The sequence below is a fragment of the Streptantibioticus silvisoli genome, from assembly GCF_027947535.2.
Lineage (GTDB): Bacteria > Actinomycetota > Actinomycetes > Streptomycetales > Streptomycetaceae > Streptantibioticus_C > Streptantibioticus_C silvisoli.
The window spans coordinates 1-3,198 of the sequence record NZ_JAAGKO020000122.1 but is presented as its reverse complement, the minus strand read 5'-3'; the positions used below and the strand labels follow the sequence as shown (position 1 = coordinate 3,198).

Below are 3,198 nucleotides of genomic sequence, written 5' to 3'. Positions count from 1 at the left end.
CGGGGGCGCCGCGGGCCGGGGGCGGTGCGGGGTGCGGGAGGAGTGCCGGGGTGCGGGGCGGCCGGCCGGTGTGCCGGGGCGCGGCCGACGCCGCCCGCGCACCCCGATCGGGCCCGCACCCCCGCACCGCCCGCGTCCCCCGTTCAGGCCCGCACCCCGCCCCCCGCACCGCCCGCACCCCGGTCAGGCCCGCACCCCGCCCCCGCACCCCGTTCAGGCCCGCGCTCCGCCGTCGACCCGCAGGACCGTGCCGGTGACGTAGGAGGAGCGGTCGCTGAGGAGCCAGGCGGCGGCCTCGGCGATCTCCTCCGGGGCGGCCGCGCGGCGCATCGGGTTCTGCGCGGTGAGCCGCTCGACGAGGCCGGGAGAGTCGGCCTCCCAGGTGCGGATCATCTCGGTCAGGGTGAGGCCGGGGGCGATCGCGTTGACGCGGATGCCCTCCGGGCCGTAGGTGAGGGCGGCGGACTCGGTGAGGCTGTTGACCGCCCGCTTCATCGCACCGTAGGCGGGCAGTTCGGCGTTGCCCATCAGGCTGCCGACGCTGGAGTTGTTGACGATGGCCCCGCGCCCGGCGGTGGCCCGGATGGCGGCGACCTCGGCGACCATGGCCAGCCACGGGCCCTTGAGGTTGACGGCGTAGACGCGGTCGAAGTCGGCCTCGCTCACCCGGTCCAGCGGGCCGGGTGGCACGATCGTCGCGCCGTTGTTGAAGGCGACGTCGAGCCGGCCGAACAGGTCCACCGCCCGGTCGACGGCCGCGCGCACCGAGGCCGGGTCGGCCAGGTCGCACACCACGTGGTCCGCGGTGCCGCCCGCCGCCCGGATCTGCCCGGTCACCGCCGCCAGCTGGTCCCGGGTGCGGGCCGCGAGCAGCACGCGGGCCCCCTCCCGGGCGAACAGCCGGGCCGCCGCGGCGCCGATGCCGCGGCCGGCACCGGTGACGAAGGCGACCTTGCCGGCCAGCAGGCCCGGCGCGGCGTCGGCGGATGTGTCGGTGGTCGGTGTGGTGTTCATGCCGACGAGCCTGCGCCGGCCCGCACGACGCATCCAGGCACCGGCGGTACCTGGATGCGTACCGCGCCGGCCACGACACTGGACGGGTGGACAAACAAGAACTGGCCGCGTTCCTGCGCAGCCGGCGCGAGCGGATCACCCCCGCCGAGGTCGGGTTGCCCGCCGGGCCGCGCCGGCGCACCCCCGGGCTGCGCCGCGAGGAGGCGGCGCAGCTGGCGTTCATCTCCGCCGAGTACTACACCCGCCTCGAGCAGGCCCGCGGCCCGCGCCCGTCGCGCGAGGTACTGGCCGGCCTGGCCCGCGCGCTGCGCCTGTCCGACGTCGAACGCGACCACCTCCACCACCTCGCCGGCGCGCCCCCCGGACCGCCGCCCGGACCCTCGCGCGAGGTGCGGCAGAGCATCCTCGACCTGCTGCGCCGGCTGCCGCAGGCCGCCGCCTTCGTGACGTCCGCGACGTACGAGGTGATCGCCTGGAACGACCTGGCGGCGGCCCTCATGGAGGACTTCTCCGCCCTGTCGCGGCGCGACCGCAACCTGGTGCGCCGGGTCTTCCTCGGGCCGCACCCGCACGGGCGGCGGCTGTACGGGGTCGCGGGCGACGACACGTTCGCGCGGACCGCCGCCAAGGACCTGCGCGCCACCGCCGCCCGCTACCCCGACGACCCGGAGGTGGCCGGGCTGGTGAGTGAACTCCTCGCCGGCAGCGAGGAGTTCACCCGGCTGTGGGAGTCGCACGACGTGAGCACCCAGCGCACCTTGCGCAAGACCTTCCAGCACCCGCTGGTCGGCCCGGTCACCGTCAACTGCGACGCCCTCGACATCACCGACCTCGACCAGCGGGTGGTGATCTACACCGCCACCCCCGGCTCACCGTCGGAGGAGGCGCTGCGGCTGCTGTCGGTCATCGGCACGCAGCGCATGGACGTGACCGGCTGAGCCGAACCGGAATCGCGGCGGTCGACCACGCCGGCGACGGCCGGTCCGGCGCGCCCGAAACCGTTGCCCCGCAAGGGAGTCGGCCCCGAACCGCACGCCGCGCGACGGGCCCCGGGCACCGCTTCCGAAACGGCCCGGAGGCGGACCGGTGTTTGCGGACGAGATGGGCGGCAAGGCGTAAACCGCACACCGATTCGAGGAGGCTCCATGTCGACAGCGGCGATCATCGGCATCGTCATCGCATGCGTCATCGTGGCGGCGATCATCGGCTTCGCCGCCCGCACCCGGGGAAGCGGAGGCACCGGCCGCCTGCGCACCCGTTTCGGCCCGGAGTACGACCGGGTCCTCGCCCGGCACGACGGCGACGAGGCGGCGACCCGCGAGGAGCTGACCGGCCGGCTGGAACGGCACGCCGCACTCACCACCCGCGACCTCGACGACGGGCAGCGTGAGCGCTACGAGGCGTGGTGGGCCGGTGTCCAGGAGCGCTTCGTCGACGACCCGGCCCGCGCGATCTCCGAGGCCGACGAACTCGTCGCCAGCCTGCTGCGGGACCGCGGCTACCCCGACGGCGACTTCGACGCCCTGACCGACGCCGTCTCGGTGGACCACCCGCACCACGTCCAGCACTACCGCGACTCCCACGTCCTGGCCGCCCGCACCGGCACCGGTCCGCACGCGGTGGACACCGAGGAGTCGCGCGAGGCACTGCTGCGCACCCGGGAGCTGTTCGACGAGCTGGTCGGCACCGGCCACCGCGACGGCGACCCGGCCGCCGGGGCCGGCTCCGGCAACCGCCGCACCCGGCAGGCCGGCGCCCCCCGGCACCGGCACGCCTGACGCCGCGGCGCACCGCACGGACCGAACTGCCCGACGGACCCACCGGAGGAGCCATGCCGTACGACCAGGACCGCCAGAACCGCACCGACGGCGGGGAACGCCCCGCCGCGCCGCGGGAGAAGTTCAACGGCCCCAACCGCCCCCTGACCCCCGACGCCCCGGCCGACACCGCCGCCGCGGTCCCCAGCGGCTTCTCCGCCCCCGAGGCCGCCTCGGCCGACCGCGCGCCGGAGCCGGACAGCACGGGCGCCGAGGCGCCGGACACGACGGTCTCCCAGGCACCGGCCACGTCGGCCGACGTGGCACCGGAGAGGGAGACCGGGGCGGACGGCACGCGGGACCGGGAGACCACCCCCGACCGCACACAGGGCTGGGAGACGGCCGCCGACCGCACCGCGGGTCCGGA

The 3,198-nt window shown here is 76.4% G+C and carries 3 protein-coding genes and 1 pseudogene; 3 read left to right on the top strand and 1 reads right to left on the bottom strand.

The window, feature by feature from the left end; translation table 11 throughout:
- Positions 1 to 213: 213 nt before the first annotated feature.
- Positions 214 to 1,014: an SDR family NAD(P)-dependent oxidoreductase gene (locus POF43_RS34315; protein WP_271325589.1), complete on the bottom strand. Its 801-nt coding sequence runs from the start codon at positions 1,012 to 1,014 to the stop codon at positions 214 to 216.
- 86 nt (positions 1,015 to 1,100) lie between these two features.
- Between POF43_RS34315 and POF43_RS34310 the strand changes: the two genes are divergently transcribed.
- The 3 genes and pseudogenes from POF43_RS34310 to POF43_RS34300 form a co-directional block, all read left to right on the top strand.
- Positions 1,101 to 1,952: a helix-turn-helix transcriptional regulator gene (locus tag POF43_RS34310; protein WP_271325590.1), complete on the top strand. Its 852-nt coding sequence runs from the start codon at positions 1,101 to 1,103 to the stop codon at positions 1,950 to 1,952.
- Positions 1,953 to 2,159: 207 nt separating this feature from the next.
- A complete protein-coding gene (locus POF43_RS34305; RefSeq protein ID WP_271318251.1) occupies positions 2,160 to 2,792 on the top strand; it encodes a hypothetical protein in 633 nt (210 codons plus the stop codon).
- 53 nt (positions 2,793 to 2,845) lie between these two features.
- A pseudogene (locus tag POF43_RS34300) lies at positions 2,846 to 3,198 on the top strand (hypothetical protein); the annotation flags it as partial.